Origin of the sequence: Pedococcus sp. KACC 23699 (genome assembly GCF_045348425.1) — a bacterium.
GTDB lineage: Bacteria > Actinomycetota > Actinomycetes > Actinomycetales > Dermatophilaceae > Pedococcus.
The window spans coordinates 648,919-670,374 of sequence record NZ_CP157483.1 but is presented as its reverse complement, the minus strand read 5'-3'; the positions used below and the strand labels follow the sequence as shown (position 1 = coordinate 670,374).

Below are 21,456 nucleotides of genomic sequence, written 5' to 3'. Positions count from 1 at the left end.
CGCATGGGCCTTGGGCCCGGTCGTCTCATCCATCTGTAGCGGACGTCTTGACGCCGCGACAAAGGCTCTAGGGAGTTCTCGTGAAGACGAAGGAAGCGCGCCGCAGTGCCGCTCGGCACTCGGTCGTCTGGCTCGGAGGAGTCTCCAGGAGTGCGGTGGGCGTGGCGATGCGTGCCTACCGGAGATCACCGTTCTACCCCCGCGTCGGCCAGACGTTCGCCGCTGGGATGGCGCCCGTGATGAGGATGAGGAAGTCGCCGGTCATCAGGACCGTCAACGGTGTCACGTATGCGCTTGACCTCAACGAGGTCATCGACTCCTCGTTGTACTTCTCCGGCCGGTTCGAAAGCGGCGCGGAGGGCGCCATACGTCGGCTGGTGGCTGCAGGCAACGTAGCAATCGACATCGGCTCCAACATCGGCTACCACACCTTCGGAATGGCCCGCGAGGTTGGCGATCATGGTGTGGTCCTGGCCGTTGACCCATCGTCCTGGGCGATGCGGCGCCTGGACGTGAACATGAGCCTCAACGCCTTTCGCAACATCCGGCCCATTCACGTGGCCCTGGGTGATGCCCCCTCGCCCACGACGATCAGCGCGGTGTTCCGGGCCAGCTATCGCCTCGACGGCCGTCGTGACGACGTGCCCGAAGAGGTCAGGATCCTCTCGCTCGACACCTTGGTTGATGAGCAGTCGTTGACGCGTCTGGACTTCATCAAGCTGGACGTCGATGGGATGGAAGCTCAGGTCCTCCGAGGCGCGAGCAAGAGTCTCCGACGCTGGATGCCGAACCTCCTCTTCGAGATCACCCCGTCAGCGCTGATTGAGGTGGGCGAGGACTGGAGGGCGGTGCTGCAATTCCTCCTTGACCTGGGCTATCGCTTCGAGGCGGAGAACGGCGCTGCAATCCCCGATGTCATGGAGCACTGCGCACGGGTTCCTTGGGGTTACTCGACAAACCTGCTGGCCGTTTCGAGCTGAGACTTGATGTTGGTCCTCGCCTTGCTGAGAGCGAGCACGTGTGCGGCAATCCCGGCGGCCGCGCCCAGCGTGATCGCCACGGGGGCTCGGCTCGCCAGGTCGACGTCGATCCTGAGTGCGCAGAACGTCACGATGACCGCGAGGAGCCAGCCGGCGGCTGAGGACGCTTGCCTCTTCAGCGCGATGAGGCAGGAACCGGTCACGACGAGAACGGCGGTGGGCAAGGAGGAGACCACGAGGAAGGTGAGCGTCCAGGCGGGCAGCCGGAACGTGTCCCCGAGGACAGCCTCGAAGAGGGGCGGTCCCACGGCCAACGTGAGTGCACCGAAGGCGATGGTCACCGCCAAGAGAATGAAAGTCCCCTTCACCAACACGGACCGCAACAGCCCGGGCTGTCGGCTGAGCGACCCGATGATCAGCGTCTGAAAGATTCCCAGGGGGACCAGCAACGGGGCTCGCGTCAGCGCAATCGCGGCCAGTGCGACACCGTCGTGCGCATCCAGGGGACGGGCCGACGAGGCGCTGACCATGACGGGAAAGCCGACGGTCAGAAGGGCGTTGGCTCCGGTCGTCGCCATGGTCAGCCACATCCTGTGCAGGAAGCCCGAGAGGCTCACCAAAAGCCGGCTGCGTGCGGACGCGCGGACGGCTGGGGCGGCCAGGTACAGCAGCCACGATGCCGGTGCCAGGACCAGCGCTCCGGCAAGACCGTGGGCGCCCCAGCCCAACAGGGAACCACCAGCTACGAGGGCGAGCCGGGTCGACGCGTCCGTCGCCGCCAACCACGCGTAGGAGCGCCATTCCCCGGCCTGCGCCAATCCACCGAGTATGGCTGCGTAGACGCAGTAGATGACCACCCCGACCGCCAAGATCACTGCGACGCCGAGGTCGGACCTGTCGAAGATGGGCGGGGTCCAGAGACCGGCCGTGGCCATGGCCAGCACTGCGACAGCGGCGCCGACACCGGCAAGGGCACTGACGACCAACGGCATCTTCCTGCGTGACGGCGCCTCGGCCACGGGAACGACGTTTCCCGCCTCGTGCTGCAGGCCGGACATGAGGCCGATCGTGGAGAAGTACAAGCCCCAGATGACCGAGAAGTAGGCATAGGAGGCGGGTCCCGTCGTCCGTGCGACCACCACGAGGGTCGCCCACCCCGACAGGCCGACCACCACGACGACGACTGAGCCCAGGCCGAGCGAACCAGCGAGTCGCCTTTCGCGGGGCCCTGAGGGCAGGGGTGCTGTGATGGCTTGATCCCTTCTAGCTGCGCGCAGTCGCCACGCGAGTGTGGCGCACGGCGCGCGCTGCTCCCGGGTGTGAACGCCTTGTCGGGTCGGATCCGCGTGACCGAATTCGTCTGGACACCATGGCAGATGTACCGCCGCAAAGACGGCAACTTGGTAGCGTGAACCGTCAGTTGGTCGAATGACCAATGCCGCGTACGACTCAGCAACGGGATGGAGGCCAGTGAGCAAGCGAGCCCTGATCACCGGCATCACCGGTCAGGACGGCTCCTATCTCGCCGAGCTGCTGTTGTCGAAGGGCTACGAGGTGCATGGCCTCATCCGCAGGGCCTCCACCTTCAACACCGCGCGGATCGACCACCTGTACGTCGATCCCCACGAGTCGGGCGCGCAGCTGTTCCTCCACTACGGAGACATCACCGACGGCTCCCGGCTGGTGACCTTGCTCAACGAGGTGCGGCCTGACGAGGTCTACCACCTCGCAGCCCAGTCCCACGTGCGCGTGAGCTTCGACGAGCCTGAGTTCACTGGCGACACCACAGGGCTGGGCACCATCCGGCTGCTCGAAGCGATCCGCATGATCGGTCTCGAGTGCCGCTTCTACCAGGCGTCGAGCTCGGAAATGTTCGGTGCATCGGCACCGCCGCAGAACGAGGACACCCCGTTCTATCCCCGCAGTCCCTATGGTGCGGCGAAGGTCTACAGCTACTGGGTGACGCGCAACTACCGCGAGGCCTACGGGCTCTTCGCCGTCAATGGGATCCTGTTCAACCACGAGAGCCCCCGCCGTGGCGAGACATTCGTGACGCGCAAGATCACGCGGGCCGTCGCCCGGATCAAGGCGGGCCTGCAGGACGAGGTGTTCCTCGGGAACCTCGACGCCGTGCGCGACTGGGGCTACGCCCCTGAGTTCGTCGAGGCGATGTGGCTGATGCTTCAGCACGACGAGCCACAGGACTACGTGGTGGCGACGGGGAGCGCCTACTCCGTCCGTGACTTCGTGCGGTTCTCCTTCGAACACGCCGGGCTGGACTGGGAGAAGTACGTCCGCTTCGACGACCGCTACCTGCGTCCGACCGAGGTCGACGCCCTGATCGGCGACCCGTCCAAGGCCACCAAGGCCCTTGGCTGGACGCCGCAGGTCCACACGCCCGACCTCGCGGCCATCATGGTCGACAGCGACATCAAGGCACTCGAGACCGAGGGCACGCCCTGGGTGCACCGTGCGTGGGCCCGTGGCTGACCTCGGCTCGGTTCTTGCGGTCGTTCCCACCCTGGGTGAACGCGTCGACACCCTCGGCGCGGCGCTGGCGAGCGTCCGTTCGCAAGAGGGGGTCGACGTCACCCTGGTGGTCGTCGTCCCTCAGTCGGCGACGGAGGCTCGTCGAATCGCCGAGGACCACGGCGCGGTGATCGTCGACGACCCGAGGCGCGGACTGTCCGCTGCCGTAAACGTCGGCATCAAGGCAGCTGGGAACGAGTCGTACTTCTCGTGGATCGGCGACGACGACGAGCTCCGCCCCGGGGGCTTGCGCGCTCTCGCTGATCTCATCGAGCGTGAGTCGGCGGTCGTGGCCTTCGGGGCCTGCAACTACATGGATGGCGACAACCGCGTCTTTGCGGTGAGTCGTGCCGGCGACTGGGCCACCAGGGTCCTGGCCTGGGGGCCGGACCTCATCCCGCAGCCCGCGTCGCTCACCCGGTTGGACGACATGCGCGCGGTCGGACCGTATGACGAGTCGCTGCGCTTCGTCATGGACCTCGATATGTTCCTGCGACTGCGCACTCGCGGACGTTTCGTCAGCACCCCCCAGACCGTCGCCTCCTATCGCTGGCATCCCGACGCGCTCACCGTGGCCAACCGGGACGTCTCGATCGCCGAGGCCGAGGCGGTCAAGCGCAAGCATCTGCCGGCGCCCCTGCGCGCTTGGGCGCCGGTCTGGCAGCTGCCCGTCCGTGTCGCTATCAACCTCGTGTCCGGCCAGCTCTCGCGTCGCGCGCGGAAGCGTGCCACGCGGTGACGGACCTCCAGCCGCTCGACCCGTCCTCGCCGTTCTACGTCGCGGGCCATCGTGGGTTGGCCGGGGGTGCTGTGTGGCGCCACCTCCAGGAGGAGGGGTTCACCCACCTGATCGGGCGTACCTCCCAGGAGCTCGACCTCCGCCGCCGCGACGACGTCTTCGACTTCTTCCGTGAGGAGAGGCCCCGGTACGTCGTCATGGCGGCGGCCAGGGTCGGGGGCATCGGCGCCAACAGCACGCGTCCTGTCGACTTCCTGTCAGACAACCTGCAGATGCAGACCGCCGTCCTCGATGCGGCGCACGAGGTCGGCGTGGAACGCCTGCTGTTCCTGGGTTCGTCGTGCATCTACCCGAAGTACGCAGAGCAGCCGATCAAGGAGTCCTCGCTGCTCACCGGAGCGCTCGAGCCCACCAACGACGCGTATGCCGTGGCGAAGATCGCCGGGGTCCTCCACGTGCAGGCCATGCGACGTCAGTACGGCCATCGATGGATCAGTGCCATGCCCACCAACCTCTACGGTCCGGGCGACAACTACGACCCGGACTCGTCGCACGTCCTCGCAGCTCTCATCCGGCGGTTCGCGGAGGCGGTTCGGACGGGGGCGGGCAGCGTGACGAACTGGGGCACCGGTACTCCTCGACGCGAGTTCCTCCATGTGTCGGACCTCGCGTCGGCCGTCCTGCACCTGCTGCAGACCTACGACGAGCCCTCACCCATCAACGTCGGGACGGGGTCCGACCTGAGTGTCGCCGAGCTGGCCGATCTCGTGGCCGAGGTGAGTGGCTTCGAGGGCACGGTCGAGTGGGACGAGTCCAAGCCTGACGGCACGCCACGCAAGCTGCTCGACGGATCACGCCTCGCCGAGCTCGGCTGGGTCGCCCGAGTCGATCTCCGGCAGGGCCTGGCTGACACCTATGCCGCGTACGGCGGATCGCCGCACCATCAGCGCTAGATGTTGCGCGTCACCTCGGAGCGTTCGCCGTGCTCGCGGCTCGTCGGGATGCGCCGCGCATGGTCGGATGACTCGACAGCCGCGCGCAAAAGGGCGACCTCCTCGGCGAGCACGCGGGTGCGCTCACGCAGCCGGCCGGCTTCGGCGCTGAGCTGCATGATCATGATGAGCATCGCGATGCTGCCCAGGAACAGGAGCAGGTTGAGGGGGATCTCAACTCCGGCGGCTCGCGCCGCGTGCTCGAGCAGGCTCGGGAAGAGCGCCAGGACCGCGGCGCCCACACCGAGGGCGATCCAGATGACGGCGAAGCGACCGCGCAGGTAACGGCGACGCACCATCTCTATGACGACCCCGATGACCACGAAGCCGCTGGCGACGCCCAACCAGTAGGCATCGGTCCTCACGGCGTGGTCTCCGCTGGCAGTGGCCAGTGTCGGACCATGCCGAGGGCGACGACACACCCAGCGCGGGCGAGCTCCACCGTCGAGCGGAGGCCGCCGTGGCTCGGGCGCCCGGTCGTGCGCGGGTTCATGGCGACGGGGACCTGGGTGACGGTGAGCGATGACTTCCGGGCGATGACCAGCGTCTCGAGGGTGTCCCCCAGGTACTCAGCGGGGTAGTGCTCGGCGAAGACGCGTATGGCCCGCGGTCCAGCAGCGCGGAACCCCGAGGTCGCGTCGTCCAACCGCGTTGACATGAGTGCTGACATGCCGGTGGCCAAGGCACGCATGGCCAACCGGCGAAGCCTGGAGACGCGGTAGTCCCCGGCACCGGCGAAACGAGCTCCGACGGCGACGTCGTGGTGGCGCAGCTCGGCGAGCAGCAGCGGGATGAACCGGGGGTCGTGCTGGCCGTCACCGTCGACCTGGACCAGGGCGGAGTAGCCGCCCCTCTGGGCGTGGCGGAACCCAGTGCGCATCGCGCCACCGACGCCGAGGTTGAACGGCAGTGTGGCCACCATCGCGCCAGCAGCACGCGCCACGGCCGACGTGCTGTCACGCGATCCGTCGTCGACGACGAGGACGTCGGCGTGCGGCACCGCCTCGTGGACGGCCGCGATCACACCCGAGATGGCGGCGGCTTCATTGAACGCAGGGATGACGACGAGGACCTTGGCTCCAGCCGCACCCGTGTCCATCATGCAAGGCCCCGATCGTTCGTACCTGGCGCGTCTGTCGCAGGCGTAGTAGGTACGGTCTCAGGCGATCAGGACCGGCGGAAGAGCCGTGGACGGGTTCTGGCCGAACGGACGAGTTCGTGCTCGGGCGGTCGACAAAAGGGACAACCCGGGCGGTCGGCGGTGCTGTGACGGTCAGCCCTGCATGGAGCGACCCTCGTCGACGCCGTCCTCGTCCGCGCCCGGCAGGCGGTCTTGCTGGTTGTAAGGGTCGACCTGGTAGTCACTCTTGACTTCGTCCCAAGCCTCGATCTTCTCCTCATCGAGGTCCAGCTCGATTTTCTCCTCGGCCTCGTTCGCGGGCGCAGCCTCGGCGGACTCGTCGACCTGTGCGTCGGCGACGTCGCCGGGGATGTGGGTGCTTGGCTCGCTCATGGTGTGCCTCTCGACTCGGATGACCTGCGTCTCCTTCCTAGTGCACGGCATGCGCTGTCGCACTCTCGCGAGGGATCGATAGGCCCGGTGTGGTCGGTGGAAGGTGAACGACGGCGAGTCAGCCGTTAGACTGGGCGACTGCCGGCGTGGGTGATAACCCGCTCCTTCGATGTTCGCCCAGATGGGCTGCGCCGGGTCCGCAAACCAAGCAAGTCAACTTCAGGAGTACTTCCATGTCCTTTGACTACAAGGTTGCCGACCTGAGCCTCGCCGAGGCCGGCCGTCACCAGATCCGCCTTGCCGAGCACGAGATGCCCGGCCTGATGTCCCTGCGCGAGGAGTTCGGGGCGGCCCAGCCGCTCAAGGGCGCCCGCGTCGCCGGCTCGCTGCACATGACCGTGCAGACCGCCGTGCTCATCGAGACGCTCACCGCGCTCGGTGCCGAGGTCCGTTGGGCCTCCTGCAACATCTACTCGACCCAGGACGAGGCGGCCGCGGCAGTCGTCGTCGGCCAAGGCACCCCGGAGGACCCGCAGGGTGTCCCGGTCTTCGCCTGGAAGGGCGAGACGCTCACCGAGTACTGGGAGTGCACCGAGCAGATCCTCACCTGGCCCGGCGGCGAGGGCGCCAACATGATCCTCGACGACGGTGGCGACGCCACGATGCTCGTCCACAAGGGTCGTGACTGGGAGGCCGCCGGCGCGGTCCCCGCCACCGACGAGCAGGACTCCGAGGAGGTCGGGGTCTTCAAGGAGCTCGTCCGCAAGACCCTCAAGGCCGACCCCACCAAGTGGACCAAGGTCGCCGAGCAGATCAAGGGCGTCACCGAGGAGACCACCACCGGTGTCCTTCGCCTCTACGAGCTCGCCGCTTCCGGCGACCTGCTCTTCCCGGCGATCAACGTCAACGACTCGGTCACCAAGTCCAAGTTCGACAACAAATACGGCGTGCGCCACTCGGTCATCGACGGCCTCAACCGCGCCACGGATGTCCTCATCGGCGGCAAGGTCGCCGTCGTCGCCGGCTTCGGCGACGTGGGCAAGGGCTGCGCCGCTGCGCTGGCCGGACAGGGCGCTCGCGTCATCGTCACCGAGATCGACCCGATCTGCGCGCTGCAGGCCGCGATGGAGGGCTACCAGGTCGCCCGCCTCGAGGACGTCCTCGACACCGCCGACATCTTCGTCACCACCACCGGCAACTTCAACATCATCACCGCCGAGCACATGACGCAGATGAAGAACAAGGCGATCGTGTCCAACATCGGCCACTTCGACAACGAGATCGACATGGCCGGCCTGGCCAAGGTCCCCGGCATCACGAAGACCCAGATCAAGCCGCAGGTCCACGAGTGGACGTTCGACAACGGCAACTCGATCATCGTCCTGTCCGAGGGCCGCCTGATGAACCTCGGCAACGCCACGGGCCACCCGAGCTTCGTCATGTCGAACTCCTTCGCCAACCAGACGATCGCCCAGATCGAGCTGTTCACGAAGAACGACGAGTACGACAAGCAGGTCTACGTGCTCCCCAAGCACCTCGACGAGAAGGTGGCCCGCCTGCACCTCGACGCCCTCGGCGCCAAGCTCACCGAGCTGACCAAGGAGCAGGCCGCCTACATCGGTGTCGACGTCGCCGGCCCGTACAAGTCGGAGCACTACCGCTACTGAGGCACCGCCTCCCAGCACCAGCACCACCCGGTATGCCGCCCGCTCACCAGAGCGGGCGGCATACCTGCGTCAGCGGCTCGCGAAGATCCAGGTGCGCATGCCGACGTAGCGGACCACGGTCGACACGGCCATCGAGGCGCCCACGACCACGGTCTGCACCAGCACCGGCGGCCGCGTAGCGAGGGAGTGCAGCAGCCACAGGGCGCCGGCTGACGCGGCCCACGTGAGGACGAGGAGGAGCAGCGCTTGGAGGTGGTGGCGCGTCGCCGTGCTCGCGTCGCGGACGCCGAAGGTCCATCGGCGGTTGACCGCCGTGTTGGCCACGGTGGCTACCACCAGCGCCACGACATTGGCGAGCTGGCTCGTGGCAAGGACCGGCACCATCGCGGCGAACAGCCCGAGGTGAAGACCGGTGCTGCCGACCCCGACGCCCAGGAACCGCACCAGCGGCCGGTCGACCAGCGAGCGCAACGTCGCGCGCGGGGGGCCAAGGATGACAACAGTGCCGGCCACGTCACGCTCCTCTCGCCAGACGACTCCTCTCGAGGCTAGGCCGGTCAGGTCGTCCGTGAGATGGCTGAAGCGGAGTAGGGCCCGAACGTCGCCGCCAGCTCAGGAGAATGGGGGAGGTTGCGCTCGCACGCGACCCACCGAGTGGTTGGCGGTCGATCACGGCTACGGCTCGTCTACCCTCCGAGGCATGCCCAGCCGCGACCGTGACGACGCCACGTCGTCCGGGGTCGAGGGGCTGGCCCGGTCGATCAGCGCTGTGCCGGAGGCCTTCGTCTGCCTGACGGCCTTGGCCACCGCCGTGGGCGTGATCGCGGCCTGGGCGGGGCTGCGACCACTGGCCAGCGCTGGAACGTCTCGCGCGATCGTGCTGGCGCTGGTGTTGTTCGCCCTCGTGTTCACCAGCCACCGTCTGCGAGCTGGGGAGCATCCGGTCCAGAGCCTGCTCCCTGCTCTCCCCGCGCTGGTGCTCGTCGGCTACGGCCTCGTCGTGAGGGTGCTGTCGCCCGGCGAGCGTGCCGAGTGGTTCCTCGGCGGCGACCACGTGCGGCACCTTCTCTTCGTCGCGGACGAGCGCGCGACCGGCAGCCTGGACTATGCGGTGCAGTCCTACCCGCGCGGCTGGCACACCCTGGTCGCGACAGTCTGGGCAGCCACGGGCGCGCAGCTCGACGGGGCGGGCCTGCGCTCCCTGGTCGACCTCATGTCGACAGCCGTCTGGCTGCTGCCGGCCCTGCTCAGCCTTGTCACCGGTTCGCTCGCCGTGGAGGTGGCTCGGCGGTATGGCGCGGGCCGGACCGAGTGGAGTGTGGCCGGGTTGGGGGCGGCCGCCGCCGTGCTGCTGCCGTCCTTCCTCGCGAACTACCAGGCGCTGGGCTTCGAGAACTCTTATGTGGGCGCCATCGTCCTCGCCGTCCTGGCCAAGCAGGTCGTGGTCGTCGATGAAAGCCGAGCTCTGCGCGCGGCATTCGTGGCCGTTGCGGGGGTGGTGGTGTGCGCGCACAGCTGGCAGCTGCTCCTGCCCACTGCTGGGGTCGCCTACCTGTACCTGGCGTGGCCCGTGGTCCGCCGGGGGAAAGCACGCGACCGGCTTGCGCTCGCGGTCGCTTCCGTGCTCGGCGCAGCGGTTTCGCTGCCGGCCATGCTCGCCGTCTTCACCGTCATAGGTATCCAGCACGCCACCGACTCAGGGGTGCGTGCGCCGGTGCCGGTGGCTCTGCTTGTCGCCGGGGTCGCCTGCGCGTCTGGGGTTGCCTACCGGCGGCCCAGGGACGGTTCCCTGCGCACGCTACTCGCGATCGTGGTCCTGCCGTCCGTGACGGCTGTCGCCGTGGCGATGCGGGTGGGAATTCCCCTGTCCGACTACTACCCGAGCAAGCTGCTCTGGCACTCCGCCGTCCTCGGGCTCTCGCCGCTGGCGGTCGTGGTCGTCCGCGGCTGGGCAGTCCTGGGGGAGCGGGCCGACTCGATGCTGGCTCGAGCGGCCAGGGGGCTAGGGGGCGTCACGGGGGCTCTGCTCCTCGCCTATGCACTGATCAGCCCGGCCGGAGCCTTCGTGGGCGCGTGGTCCTCGACCCGTGGGCCGGTGACCCTGGGTGCAATCACCTCACCGGGTGCCGGCGATGCCCAGGTCGTGTGGCTGGGTGCCGTCGGGGACGACACGATCGGTCGCGTCCTGCTCGACTTCTACCGCATCCCCGACACCTACCGCACCCCCCAGCCGCCCCTCGACGTCGCCGAGGAGTGCGAGCTCCTCCACGCAGCAAAGCGTCCGGCGGTGCTGTCCAACCGTCCCGGCTCAGAGGTCCGCGCGCGCTATGCGTGCGTGCCGGCGCTGGAGGTCGTGCCGGTCCTTCGCTGAGCGCTATTGCGTCAGGTGGAGCGGGGTCCTGCTCACCACGGGGCAGGACTGGTTGCCGTTCGCGATCTGCACTCCAGAGGCGGGACGCGCCGGCGCACGGCCAGGCCACCAGTTCGCCGATCGGGAGGTCCATGGGAATGGCTTCGTGGCGTCCGACTCGCCAGAGGTTGCGCCAGCCCGGGCGGAACGATCTGGGGGTTGAGATGCGCGCCCCGGTCAGGCTGAGGCTTACGTGGCTGTCGACTACTTGTAGAGGTAGCCCAGGATCCGAGGGAGTTGTTGGTCGACGGCGTTGTCGATGATGATCTTGGAGGTGTTACCTACAGCAGAGACTCCGCCCACCACGATAGGGCCGCCAACGAATGTGAAACTCGAATTTCCGTTCAGCGTGAGGGTTGCCTTTGGGGCGTAGACAATACCGGCGATCTTGTCGGCGACGCCGTTGCCCTGAATGCTCAGGGCGCTCGTGTTCAACGGGTCGTAAATGATCGCGTATCCCTTGAATGTGCCCAGCGTCGGGGCGGAGATGCTGACGTCACCGTTGCTAAAGTCCAAACTTCCGTTCTGTGTCACATAGAGCACCACGCCGGTGCCTGAATTGGTGAGGAGCGTGTTGTTCTGGAGTTTCCAGTCGCCGTTGACGATGTAGGTGCCCTCGGTGAGGGTGCAGGGATTCGCACTGATTGTAAGGGAGCCGTACGTTCCCGCGCCCTGCGTGCAAGGGTTAGTCTTAACGGGAGTGCTGGGAGCTCCGGTCGGGACGGTGCCGAGAAGCGGGTCGGCGAAAGCGGTGATCTTGTTCGGCGTGGGGGTGATGTTGGTCGCGCTCCCGCTGAAGGTTCCGGCAAACGCGTTCCCGAGCGTGCTCCAATTACTGTTGCCAGAAGGGCTCACGGCCAGATTGCCGTTCACGGCGATGGAGCCGCCATCAACAGCGAAATCTGTGTTGTTCGTCGAAAGATCACCGAGAACGCACAGAGTGCACTTCGTGTTCTGTCCCGTCTGGGCTGCAGCGATGGCCCCAACTCGGATCGAAGTAACTCCAGCCATCGAACCGAAGATGGTGGGCTTTACGGTGGCAGGTAGCGACACCTGAACTCTTTTAGGGGCGGATGGCGCGTCGAAGGAGATGCACGACGTACCCCCGCCGGGGACGTAACCGATGGACGTTGCCGTGCACCCTGACCAACCAGTCAGGGGGATCTGAAAGTTGACAAGGGCGTAGTTCTTAGCGGCGGCGATAGCGTCGTTGAAACACGGAGCGCTGCTCGCATCGCTGCACTTGACGGCCGGGTAAACCGGATATAGGGCATTCACGGCCGCAAGCGCCGCGGCATCCGCGCCGTTCTGTGCCTGCCGGCGATCCGCCTTAGCGCTGCCGATGTCGACGACGACCGCAGCGCAGAGAATGAGGGCGACCATCAGGAGAGCCGTCATCACAGCCACTGCGCCACGTTCATTGCTGCCACGCGGCGAGCGGACATTCTTCATCACGAACACCATGACCAGTCGCTTCCGCTCGGTGCAGCCTCGCTCGTGTACGTCGGATCGACTACGGGATTGCCGACCTCGATGGACATGTACGTCTTTGTCTTGAGGATGCCGCCGGCGGGTAGGGGAACGAAACCTGTTCCCTGCTCCTTACTCTGCATGCAAACGACAAGCTGCTTGCCTTGCGCCCATCCTCCAGAGACGGCGGGGATATAGACAACGGGAGTGCTGCCCATGGTGGTGTCTGTTGCCGCCACGGCAGCGCACCTAATCTTGGCTCCCACTGTGCCGGTGGTGCATGAGCCGTACTGCTGCACGATTGCCTGCCGAGATGCTTCGCGGACTCCCTGGCGCATGCTCACGGAGTCGAAATAGAACCTTCCGTAGTCGAGGATCCCGAAGACCAGCAGGAACAGTACGGGCATCACGAGCGCGAACTCGACGGCTGAGGCTCCGGAGTCCGAACGGTCGCCGCGTCGGGCTCTCCGCCTGTGGGTCACTTGTCTGCTCCCGATCGTGGTGTGAAACGTCTAGATGCCTCCTCCGGCAGTTCAGTGTCGCGTCAGACCGATGACGACGTAATCGTCCAAACGGTCGAAGGTGGGACCACCACCGACGCTGGAACGCCCTTCGCGGTCCGGCCGGTCCGGCAGAACTCGACGTGGCCCGTGTGTGATGATTCGGACAGGGAATCTTTACTCACTGCTGGAAGAGGGTTGACGCAGGTGAAGGGTCGCGTGCTCATCGTCGATGACGATCTTGCGCTGGCAGAGATGCTGGGCATCGTCCTGCGCAACGAGGGCCTGGAGGTGTCGCACGTCGCCGACGGCGGGAACGCCGTCGCGGCGTTCCGGGACAGCAAGCCCGACCTCGTCCTGCTCGACGTGATGCTGCCCGGGCTGGACGGCATGGAGGTGTGCCGGCGGATCCGCGCTGAGTCCGGCGTCCCGATCGTCATGCTCACCGCGCGCACCGACACCGTCGACGTCGTCGTCGGCCTCGAGTCCGGTGCCGACGACTACGTCGTCAAGCCCTTCAAGCCGCAGGAGCTCATCGCCCGGGTCCGGGCCAGGCTGCGTCGCGGCGACGAGCCCGAGCCCGAGAGCCTGGAGATCGGCGACCTGGTCATCGACGTCGCCGGCCACTCGGTGAAACGGGGCAGCGAGCCGCTGTCCCTGACCCCGCTGGAGTTCGACCTCCTCGTCGCCCTCGCCCGCAAGCCGTGGCAGGTGTTCACCCGCGAGGTGCTCCTGGAGCAGGTCTGGGGCTACCGCCACGCCGGTGACACCCGGCTGGTCAACGTCCACGTGCAGCGGCTCCGCTCCAAGATCGAGCACGACCCCGAGCACCCCGAGATCGTCGTCACCGTCCGCGGAGTCGGCTACAAGGCCGGCCCGAGCTGACGATGTCGGACTCGGCCGACCCTGGCCCCGACCGGACCCCGACACCGCGAGGGTCCGAGCACCGGGAGGCCGGACTGCGCGCCCTGCGCCGGTTCGTTGCCGGGGCGCGGGTGGCGACCGGTACGGCGCTGCGCTGGCTGGTGCACGCGTGGCGCCGTTCGCTGCAGTTCCGGGTGGTCAGCACGACGATGCTGCTCGGCCTGCTCGTCGTCCTCGGTCTGGGCTCCTACCTCTACTCCTCGATCTCCGACGGACTCGAGCAGGACCGGATGGCGACCGCGCAGCTGGAGACGTCGCGGTTGACCAAGACGGTGCAGGACAACTTCGACGAGAGTGACCGCACCAGCTCGGGCGAGCTGGACATCCTCACCCAGCAGGTCATCAAGAGCGCTGCCGCGCCCGGAGGTGACAACGAGCGCTACCTCGTCTTCACCCGCAGCCTCGGCAACACCTCGGACACGTCGGTGCAGACCGTGCTCAGTGGCGGCATCGGGCTCTCGAGCATCCCCGACGCCCTGCGGCAGGCGGTGCGACTCGACCCGACGCACCAACAGGTCACCCTCATCGGCATCAGCGACCCACAGACGGGTCAGCGGGTTCCCGCCGTCCTCGTGGGGTCGCAGGTGGAGGTGCCCGTAGCCGGGAAGTACGACCTGTACGTCGTGTTCCCCATGCAGCGTGAGCAGGCCACCCTCGACCTCATCACCCGGACCTTCGCCATCGGGGGGTTCGCCCTGGTCGCCCTGGTCGGAGCCATCGCGTACGTCGTCACGCGACAGGTCGTCAACCCGGTGCGACGGGCAGCGACCGTTGCCGAGCGGTTGTCGTCGGGCCGGCTGAACGAGCGGATGCGCGCCCGAGGGGAGGACGACCTCGCCCGGCTCGCCAAGTCCTTCAACGAGATGGCCGACAGCCTGCAGACCCAGATCCGTCAGCTCGAGGGACTGTCCCGGGTGCAGCAACGCTTCGTCTCGGACGTCTCGCACGAGCTGCGGACGCCGCTGACGACCATCCGTATGGCTGGCGACCTGATCCATGACTCGCGGCGTGACTTCGACCCGACGGTCGCGCGGTCGGCCGAACTGCTCCACAACGAGCTCGACCGGTTCGAGGAGCTGCTCGGGGACCTGCTCGAGATCAGCAGGTTCGACGCCGGGGCGGCAGCGCTCGACGTGGACGTCATCGACCTGCGTGACACCGTGGCCCGCGCGGTGCAGTCCGCCCAGCCATTGGCCGAGCGCTGGGGCAGCACCATCACCGTCACCTCCAAGGGGCCGACCCAGGCTGAGATGGACCCGCGCCGGGTCGAGCGCATCCTGCGCAACCTCGTGGTCAACGCGGTCGAGCACGGTGAGGGGCGTCCCGTCGAGATCGCGATCGAGGGCAACGCCACCGCTGTCGCCGTGGCCGTTCGCGACCACGGTGTCGGACTCCGTCCGGGTGAAGCCGCCTTGGTGTTCAACAGGTTCTGGCGTGCCGACCCGGCGCGAGCGCGCACGACCGGGGGCACCGGGCTGGGGTTGGCGATCTCGTTGGAGGATGCCCGGCTGCACGACGGTTGGCTGCAGGCCTGGGGGGAGCCGGGGCAGGGCTCCTGCTTCCGGCTGACGCTGCCGCGCGCGTACGGCCAACCTGTCGGTGAGTCGCCGCTGCCGTTGCGTCCCCGCGACGCGCCGGCACCGCGCGACCGTGGCGTCGCGGACACTGATCGTGACCGGGCCAGCGCACCAACTCAGGATCTGGTGGTGCAGTCCCAGGTGGATCGCCGCCATACGCCGGCCGCTCCGGGGCCACCGCGATGAGGCGGCGCCCCCTGGTGGTCCTCGCGGTGGTCGTGGCCACCCTCCTGGCGGCGTGTGGTGGCGGCCTCTCGACGAAGTCGCCGATCCAGCCGGGCCTCGAGGTGGGGTCGGTCCAGGAGAACGAGATCCGGGTGGAGGCGAGTCCCATCCGCGCGGGAGCTTCGCCGCAGGAGGTGGTCGAGGGTTTCATCCGCGCAGCGGCCGCCAGCGACGACCAGTACCTCGTGGCGCGCTCCTACCTCACTCCCGACGCCGCAGCGTCATGGCGACCGGACACCTCGGTCGTGGTCTTCGGCAACGAGTCGGTCCTCGACACCCGTCAGAGCGGCCCTGGTGAAGTCACGGCGAGGGCCACCGCGACAGCGAAGGTCGACGGCACCGGGCGCTACACGGAGCTCCCGGCGGACAGCACGGTCCAGGTGGGCTTCCGCGTCGCCCAGCGGGCGGGGGAGTGGCGAATCACCACGCTGCCCGCGAACTTCGGCATATGGCTGAGCAACTCCGACTTCCTGCGCCTCTATGACCCGTTCCGCATCTACTTCATCTCGACGACGCAGCGTCGCCTCGTGCCGGACGTGCGCTGGCTGTCCCTCGGGACAGGACTCGCGACGCGCCTGGCTCGCTCGCTCCTCTCGGGGGCACCGGACTACCTGAAGGGGGCCGTGCGCAGTGACGTGCCTCAGGGCACGCGGTTGGCGGTCGACGCGGTCACCATCGACTCCGGCACGGCGACGGTCGACCTGACGGCGACGCGGCTGGCCACCGACCCGGGGCAGCGCCAGAACCTGGGAGCCCAGTTCCTCGCGACCGTCAGCCAGGCCCCCGGCGTCGACCGCGTCGCGCTCCAGCTCGAGGGTGTCGACCTGCGGGTGCCAGCAGTGGAGGGACCGCTGGACTCACTGTCGACGCTGGGCTTCGGTACGCCGGCCGATCCACTGGTGAAGCCTCTGCTGCGGATCGGGACGACTCTCGTGCCGGTCGACCCGGAGCAGGTGGGCGACCCGGGCCAGCGCCCTAGCGGCACAGTGGTCGCGGCCCTCCCGACGTTGCCCACGGGCTGGGCCTACCCCGCCATGTCCAAGACAGGCACCGAGATCGCTGCGGTGGGCGGAGACCGGGGGCAGCTCGCTCGCTGGCGTGGCAAGACGCAGGTGCAGCTCCTCACCTTCGGGTCGAACCTGACGCGCCCGACCTATGACAACCAGGACGGGCTCTGGGTGGCTGGTCGCGACAAGGACGAGACGAAGGTCTGGGTCGTCAACACCGCCGCCGACCCGACGGACTCGGCGAAGTCGGGGCCACGGGCGCTCTCCGCGAGCTGGCTGGGCGATCGGCGGATCGTGAGCCTCCGGGTGTCGCCCGACGGGCAGCGGGTCGCGATCGTCAGCACCGATGCGCAGGGCCAGGGACCTCACCTCGATGTGGCAGGGGTCGTCCGTGAGGCCAACGGAGTGCCCACCTCGCTGGCGGCTCCTCTCAGCTTGGCCCCGACCCTGACGCTCATGCGCGACGTCGTGTGGGTGGACGACGCCACGCTCGTGGTCCTCGGGCGCCGGAACGCCGGTCAGGTGCTGCGGCCGTGGACCGTTCCGCTCGGAGGTCAGATCACCGCCGGCCCCGAGATCTCAGGAGCCCGGACGATCACCACGATCAACGGTGAGCGCGGTCTGGTCGTCACCACCGACAGCCGTCAGGTGCTGTTGCGCGCGGGCAGCCGCTGGCAACGCGTCGGCGAAGGCACCGACCTGCTGGTCCCCGCCCGCTAGAACCGCCCGCTAGAACCGCCCGCTAGAGCCGCCCGCAGTGCTGCGATGCAGTCCAGGCTTGGCTGGTCACGGGAAGCCCCAACCGCCTCCGGTGCCGGCGAAGACCAGGATCTTGTCGACCCAGACGAGCTGGAGCGTCAGTCCCGCGGCGCAGGCCAGGCCGACGACCACGTTCTGGACCCGCCTGCTCCCCGCCTCGTCGGTCTGCGGCATCAGGACGAGCCCGAGTGGGAAAGCCATCAGGAGGTAGCGGGCCAGGCTCGTGGTGGCGCTCGTGGTCAGGAGCACGAAGCCGACGAGCGACGCCGTCCAAGCCCACAGCTCCGGCCCCCACCCGCGGACCGAGGGCGTCAGGAGCAGCACCACCAGGACGCCGAGCAGCACCATCGCCGCAGCCCAGGCGCCCACCCCGTTCTCGGTGAGAGCCTGCGCCCACGGGGGGCGCAGGGCCGAGCCAGTGAACCCCGGCCACGCCTGGATCGTGGTCAGGTAGGCGTCGGCGCGGCCGCTCACGAGGCCGGCGATCACCGGCCACAAGGCGGTCCCCACGAGGGGTGCGAGGGCGAGCAGTCCCAACGTCCACCTGGGCGGACGGTCACCGGATCCCGCCCGGTGCTGGTGCTCTCGCACGAGCCAGTGCACGAGCACGACCGGCAGGAAGGTGAGGGCGATGTTGCGCGTCAGGCCGAGCAGAAGGACCGTCACAGCGACCAGCGGGTAGCGACGGCGCCGCAGGAGCAGCAGCCCGGTGGCGATCAGGAGCAGGGCAAGGCTCTCGGTGTAGGCGGCCTGCAGGATCGGCGCGGAGATGAAGCAGCACAGCATCGCCACGGCGCCCAGCGCCCGTCGCCGGTCGAGGCAGACCTCGACGAGACGGTAGACGACGGCGACTGCCGCGGCACCCACGAGCAGGCTGGTGGTCGGCGCAGCCACCTCGAAGCCTAGGCCGGTCAGGCCCATGAGCGCCTTCACCAGCAGCGGGTAGAGCGGGTAGAACGCGAGCGAGCTCTGCACCGGGTGACCGGCACCGTCGACGACGGGCTGGACGTATCCGTGCAGCACGATGTCCCAGTACCACTGGGCGTCCCACGAGGTCATCACCGTCCCGTAGTCGGCGGGCAGGGCGGCAGGGACTGTGGAGTGGTAGCCGTTCAGGTCCTCGAGGCGGACCACCCGCCGCGGTGCGGTGAGGATGACGAACACCGCAGCGACCACGCGGGTGGCGGCGTACACGGCCAGCGGGGCGGCATACCGGCGGACACCCTGCGGGGCGCGCGGCGGCGCCTGTGCCGTGGACACCGTGGGGACGTCCGTGCCCGGGTGGCCGGTGGCGCCGGTCACGGGCTGTCCGGGGCGAGCAGGACGAAGTCCTTGGACGAGGCGACCGGGCGCCACCCGAGACGGTGGACTAGGGCGTCGCCGAGCGCCGAGTCCCTGGCGACGAGCGCCACGTCAGGCTGCACCCGGGCGATGAAGTCCTGCCACCCGGGGCGGACCTGCTCAGTGCGGATGAAGCTGCGCAGGTACTCGGCGGAGTAGATCTCCACCCGCAGGTCGACCACCGGGTGGAGGTCCGGGTGCTCCCACAGCAGCCACCCACTGACGCCGAAGTCGTTGAGCACCACCGTCCCGGCCGGCAGCGCGTCGAGCCGGGCGCTGACGCCGTCCATGCGCCCCGGGTAGGTCTGGGCGGCTGCCCCCTTGGGCCCGGCAGCAGTCCCGGCAGCGACCAAAGCCGCCACCAGCCCAGCGAGCGCAACGACCCGCCACTCCCGGCGACCCCTCAGCTCGGCGGGGCGACCCAGCGCGTGCTGCAGGGCCGAGGCGAACAGCGGCGCACCGAGGATGCAGGCGAGCGGCACCAGGCGCCACATCCACAGCGCCATGCCCAGACCAAGCGCGAGGACGGCGTACTGCCACGGGGGACGTGCCTGGGGACGCCTGACCCACAGGAGGGCGGTGACGAGGAACAGGCCCAGGGTCGCGAAGGCGAAGACGTTGTTGAGCGGGGTGGCCCGCCACTCCTCGGCAATCCAGGCCGCATTGCCGGCCACGTCGAACGGCACGGTCAGCAGGCGCGGACCCAGCGGCGTGATGGCGAGGACGGCCGCGCAGGCGACGTTGAGGGCGACCAGATTGCGGCGGTCGGGCCGGTGGTCGCGCGGTCGGACCGCCAGGAACACCGACATCACGGCGCCGAGGAGCAAGCCGAACATCCACAAGGGGTGGCAGCACCCCCACAACCAGAAGACGGGCACGAGCCACCAACGCAGCCGGTGGTCCTTCATCGTCCGCCACCACGCGAGGTACACCACGGCGAACAGCACGAAGCTCACCAGCTGTGGGCGGGGGTTGAGACTGGCACCGGCCCCCAGGACGGCAACGGCCGACGCCAGGCTGGCGGGCAGCCGGCCGGCGGGCTGGCGCGTGAGGACGTAGAGGACGAGGTAGAGCGCGATGACCGCCACGGCGCGAAGCCACACGACGCCCCACAGGCCCACGGCACCCACGAGCCACGCGGCCACCGCCTCGGGAAGCCACTGCGTCGCCACGTAGGGGCGGTCAGCGCAGGACGCCCAGGGGTCGGTCCCGACGAGCGACCAGGTCTGCAGGATGTGCTCACCCTCCCGCAGGTGCCACCACGAGTCGACCTCGGCGAACGGCGCCGTGCCCCACGCGAGCGCGACCAGCAGGCCGCCCGCGAAGGCGGCCTGGCCCAGGCGCGCGGAGATGCTGCTCACGAGGCTGCCAGGAGCTGGTAACCGTCGCCGTGGGCGACCACGGACCAGTTCAGCTGCTCGACCAAGGCCAGGGCCAGGGGCGACTGCATGGGCAGCAGGGCAGACGTGGCCCCTCCGTCCGCGACGAAGTCCTCCCAGCCGGGCCCGGCCTCCATCGCGTTGATGTAGGCCTTCACGTGGGCGCCGCTGTAGGACTCGATGCGCAGGTCGAACACAGGAGCTGCCTGCGGAGCCTCGAAGAGCAGCCAGCCCGTGACGTCACCGTCCGCGATGACGCGGGTCTGGGGCGGCAGGGCGCGCACCTGTTGCTGCAGGGCGACCGGCACCGCGTGCACCGTGCCGGCGCGATTGCCCGCGAGGGGGACTGCGACGAGGCACGCCACGACGAGGCCCACCGCCCAGGCGGCGAGCTCCCTCCGCTCGAGGGGAGCAGCCGGCGGCCCGACCGGTTCGTGCCCACGCCCGGCACGTCGGCGCGCGAGCAGGCGCTCGACCTGCTCGGCGAGCAAGGGGGCCGCGAGGATCGCGCCCACGGCCACCGTGCGCTGCATCGTCAGCACGAAGGCGATGGCGGCGAGGAACGTGAGCAGCTGCCAGGCCGCAGGGCGCTCGCGAAGGAGCGCCCACGCGGCATACACGAGGGCGAGCATGACCAGGGTCAAGGCCACGTCAGGGCTGCGGACCGACGAGGGAAACCACTCGGCCACGAACTCGCGGCCGTTGGAGCCGACCTCGAAGGGCGTGAGCAGCAGGCGGGGACCCAAGGGCGTCACCCCTGCGGCGATGAAGGATGCAGCGAGGACGCCGACGAGCCTGAACCACTGTCCGCGCGTGGCTGCGTGCTCCAACGCGAGCCCGAGGACGACCAGGCCGCCCACGACCAGGCCGAGCACCCACACACCGTGGGTGCAGGCGCCCAACCATGTCAAAGGGACGAGCCACCAGCGCGCCCGGTGGTCGACACCGGTGCGCCACCACGCGCCGATCGCCAGCGCGAGGAGCACGAACCCGGCGAGCTGTGGACGCTCGGCCAGCCCGCCCCACGCCGCGGTGACCGCCACCGCGGTCACGGGCACCGCCACGACCGGCCTGCTCACCGTCCGCGTCAGCCATAGGACGGCGAGGACCAGTGCGACTATGGCCACGCCCCTCGACCACACCACGGCGGCGATGCCGAACAGGTCGTAGCCCTCGGCCAGGACGACGGAGGGCAGCCACTGAGTGGGGATGTACCGGTGCGCGGCCAGGGGGCTCCACGGATCGGGGAGCCCGAAGCGACCACCCTCCAGCAGGAAGGCCCCGACCCGCAGGTGCAGCCACGGGCTCGGGTCCGCGACAGCGCGGACGGTGATGACAGGCAGCACAGCCAGCAGACCGGCCTGGATCCAAGGACCCCACCGTTCGGTGAGCGCGGCGGGAGAGGAGCCGGACATGGGGGCCATTCTCGACGCAGGCAGGCGAG

At 68.7% G+C, this 21,456-nt stretch carries 19 protein-coding genes; 9 read left to right on the top strand and 10 right to left on the bottom strand.

Going from position 1 to position 21,456, the window contains the following annotated elements:
* Positions 1 to 80 precede the first annotated feature (80 nt).
* Positions 81 to 980, top strand: coding sequence for an FkbM family methyltransferase (locus ABEG17_RS03090; RefSeq protein WP_406831816.1), 900 nt, complete (start codon positions 81 to 83; stop codon positions 978 to 980).
* On the opposite strand, the gene ABEG17_RS03085 is transcribed toward ABEG17_RS03090, so the two are convergent.
* Complete coding sequence (locus tag ABEG17_RS03085) at positions 947 to 2,155, bottom strand: hypothetical protein (protein ID WP_406831815.1); 1,209 nt, start codon at positions 2,153 to 2,155, stop codon at positions 947 to 949. The genes ABEG17_RS03090 and ABEG17_RS03085 overlap by 34 nt on opposite strands.
* Positions 2,156 to 2,450: 295 nt before the next feature.
* On the opposite strand from ABEG17_RS03085, the gene gmd reads away from it, so the two are divergent.
* The 3 genes from gmd to ABEG17_RS03070 are packed head-to-tail and all read left to right on the top strand — an operon-like array spanning position 2,451 to position 5,201.
* The gene (gene gmd, locus ABEG17_RS03080) at positions 2,451 to 3,470 is read left to right on the top strand and encodes a GDP-mannose 4,6-dehydratase (RefSeq protein WP_406831814.1); all 1,020 of its coding nucleotides are present in this window, start codon (positions 2,451 to 2,453) and stop codon (positions 3,468 to 3,470) included.
* The gene (locus tag ABEG17_RS03075) at positions 3,463 to 4,248 is read left to right on the top strand and encodes a glycosyltransferase (RefSeq protein ID WP_406831813.1); all 786 of its coding nucleotides are present in this window, start codon (positions 3,463 to 3,465) and stop codon (positions 4,246 to 4,248) included. Before gmd ends, ABEG17_RS03075 begins: the two co-directional genes overlap by 8 nt.
* Positions 4,245 to 5,201, top strand: coding sequence for a GDP-L-fucose synthase family protein (locus ABEG17_RS03070; RefSeq protein ID WP_406831812.1), 957 nt, complete (start codon positions 4,245 to 4,247; stop codon positions 5,199 to 5,201). Before ABEG17_RS03075 ends, ABEG17_RS03070 begins: the two co-directional genes overlap by 4 nt.
* Here ABEG17_RS03070 and ABEG17_RS03065 read toward each other — a convergent pair.
* The 3 genes from ABEG17_RS03065 to ABEG17_RS03055 form a co-directional block, all read right to left on the bottom strand.
* Positions 5,198 to 5,605: a DUF2304 domain-containing protein gene (locus tag ABEG17_RS03065; RefSeq protein ID WP_406831811.1), complete on the bottom strand. Its 408-nt coding sequence runs from the start codon at positions 5,603 to 5,605 to the stop codon at positions 5,198 to 5,200. The genes ABEG17_RS03070 and ABEG17_RS03065 overlap by 4 nt on opposite strands.
* Positions 5,602 to 6,342, bottom strand: coding sequence for a glycosyltransferase family 2 protein (locus ABEG17_RS03060; protein ID WP_406831810.1), 741 nt, complete (start codon positions 6,340 to 6,342; stop codon positions 5,602 to 5,604). Before ABEG17_RS03060 ends, ABEG17_RS03065 begins: the two co-directional genes overlap by 4 nt.
* 171 nt (positions 6,343 to 6,513) lie before the next feature.
* Positions 6,514 to 6,753 (bottom strand): hypothetical protein, encoded by a 240-nt coding sequence (locus ABEG17_RS03055; protein WP_406831809.1) that lies wholly within the window; start codon positions 6,751 to 6,753, stop codon positions 6,514 to 6,516.
* A gap of 233 nt (positions 6,754 to 6,986) precedes the next feature.
* Here ABEG17_RS03055 and ahcY point away from each other — a divergent pair, with 233 nt between their 5' ends.
* Positions 6,987 to 8,420 (top strand): adenosylhomocysteinase, encoded by a 1,434-nt coding sequence (ahcY, locus tag ABEG17_RS03050; protein WP_406831808.1) that lies wholly within the window; start codon positions 6,987 to 6,989, stop codon positions 8,418 to 8,420.
* 69 nt (positions 8,421 to 8,489) lie between these two features.
* On the opposite strand, the gene ABEG17_RS03045 is transcribed toward ahcY, so the two are convergent.
* The gene (locus ABEG17_RS03045; protein ID WP_406831807.1) at positions 8,490 to 8,933 is read right to left on the bottom strand and encodes a GtrA family protein; all 444 of its coding nucleotides are present in this window, start codon (positions 8,931 to 8,933) and stop codon (positions 8,490 to 8,492) included.
* 187 nt (positions 8,934 to 9,120) lie between these two features.
* Here ABEG17_RS03045 and ABEG17_RS03040 point away from each other — a divergent pair, with 187 nt between their 5' ends.
* Positions 9,121 to 10,791, top strand: a complete 1,671-nt coding sequence (locus tag ABEG17_RS03040) for a hypothetical protein (RefSeq protein ID WP_406831806.1) — start codon at positions 9,121 to 9,123, stop codon at positions 10,789 to 10,791.
* Positions 10,792 to 11,034: 243 nt separating this feature from the next.
* Here the strand turns inward: ABEG17_RS03040 and ABEG17_RS03035 are convergent, their stop codons facing one another.
* Positions 11,035 to 12,294 carry a pilus assembly protein TadG-related protein gene (locus ABEG17_RS03035; protein WP_406831805.1) on the bottom strand — a complete coding sequence of 420 codons (1,260 nt, stop codon included), beginning with the start codon at positions 12,292 to 12,294 and terminating at the stop codon, positions 11,035 to 11,037.
* Positions 12,282 to 12,782 (bottom strand): TadE/TadG family type IV pilus assembly protein, encoded by a 501-nt coding sequence (locus ABEG17_RS03030; protein WP_406831804.1) that lies wholly within the window; start codon positions 12,780 to 12,782, stop codon positions 12,282 to 12,284. Before ABEG17_RS03030 ends, ABEG17_RS03035 begins: the two co-directional genes overlap by 13 nt.
* 225 nt (positions 12,783 to 13,007) lie before the next feature.
* Here ABEG17_RS03030 and mtrA point away from each other — a divergent pair, with 225 nt between their 5' ends.
* From mtrA to ABEG17_RS03015, 3 genes are read left to right on the top strand one after another with little or no spacing between them, the layout of a single operon-like run.
* On the top strand, positions 13,008 to 13,685 hold the full coding sequence (gene mtrA / locus ABEG17_RS03025; RefSeq protein ID WP_406831803.1) for an MtrAB system response regulator MtrA: 678 nt from the start codon (positions 13,008 to 13,010) through the stop codon (positions 13,683 to 13,685).
* A gap of 2 nt (positions 13,686 to 13,687) precedes the next feature.
* Complete coding sequence (mtrB, locus tag ABEG17_RS03020; RefSeq protein WP_406831802.1) at positions 13,688 to 15,487, top strand: MtrAB system histidine kinase MtrB; 1,800 nt, start codon at positions 13,688 to 13,690, stop codon at positions 15,485 to 15,487.
* A complete protein-coding gene (locus ABEG17_RS03015; RefSeq protein WP_406831801.1) occupies positions 15,484 to 17,253 on the top strand; it encodes an LpqB family beta-propeller domain-containing protein in 1,770 nt (589 codons plus the stop codon). The genes mtrB and ABEG17_RS03015 overlap by 4 nt, the downstream gene beginning before the upstream one ends.
* Positions 17,254 to 17,319: 66 nt before the next feature.
* On the opposite strand, the gene ABEG17_RS03010 is transcribed toward ABEG17_RS03015, so the two are convergent.
* The 3 genes from ABEG17_RS03010 to ABEG17_RS03000 are packed head-to-tail and all read right to left on the bottom strand — an operon-like array spanning position 17,320 to position 21,427.
* The gene (locus ABEG17_RS03010) at positions 17,320 to 18,594 is read right to left on the bottom strand and encodes a hypothetical protein (protein ID WP_406831800.1); all 1,275 of its coding nucleotides are present in this window, start codon (positions 18,592 to 18,594) and stop codon (positions 17,320 to 17,322) included.
* On the bottom strand, positions 18,591 to 19,994 hold the full coding sequence (locus tag ABEG17_RS03005; protein ID WP_406831799.1) for a hypothetical protein: 1,404 nt from the start codon (positions 19,992 to 19,994) through the stop codon (positions 18,591 to 18,593). Before ABEG17_RS03005 ends, ABEG17_RS03010 begins: the two co-directional genes overlap by 4 nt.
* Positions 19,991 to 21,427, bottom strand: a complete 1,437-nt coding sequence (locus ABEG17_RS03000; RefSeq protein ID WP_406831798.1) for a hypothetical protein — start codon at positions 21,425 to 21,427, stop codon at positions 19,991 to 19,993. Before ABEG17_RS03000 ends, ABEG17_RS03005 begins: the two co-directional genes overlap by 4 nt.
* Positions 21,428 to 21,456: the final 29 nt, after the last annotated feature.